Source organism: Vibrio sp. 10N.222.49.C9 (assembly GCF_041474985.1).
In the GTDB taxonomy this organism is placed as follows: domain Bacteria; phylum Pseudomonadota; class Gammaproteobacteria; order Enterobacterales; family Vibrionaceae; genus Vibrio; species Vibrio crassostreae_C.
On sequence record NZ_JBFRVD010000553.1, the window covers coordinates 1 to 505 of the forward strand.

Genomic DNA, 505 nt, shown 5'->3' on the forward strand with positions numbered 1-505 from the left:
GAGTTTTATGATTATCTAACCTCGAAGAAAGCACCCAAGCTAGACAAGTTGCAATACGCGGTTGTAGGGCTAGGGGATTCTAGCTATGAGTTCTTCTGCCAGACGGGCAAAGACTTTGACGCTGCACTAAGCAAGCTAGGGGCGACCGCCTTTATAGATAGAATCGATTGTGATGTGGATTACGAGTCTCCCGTTGCCGCGTGGCAATCACAAGCACTCAATAAAGTGGCTGAGCTATTCAAAGAAAACTCTGTAGGGACGCAAAGTGCTGTGGTTCAATTGCCTGTGTCTGCAAGCCAATCTCAGTACACTAAGCAAAGCCCATATACCGCTACTCTGCTAACCAACCAAAAAATTACCGGTCGTGACTCAACAAAAGATGTCAGACATATCGAAATTGATTTGGAAGAATCGGGTATTACTTACCAACCCGGTGATGCGCTAGGTGTTTGGTATAAGAATGATCTTCAGTTGGTGGACTCTATCTTAGCAATCACGTCTATAG

At 45.1% G+C, this 505-nt stretch carries 1 protein-coding gene; it reads left to right on the plus strand.

Annotated features, from left to right (window positions below):
- Positions 1-505: flavodoxin domain-containing protein (locus AB4585_RS24430; RefSeq protein ID WP_372171338.1), on the plus strand; the 505-nt coding region annotated here is incomplete at both ends.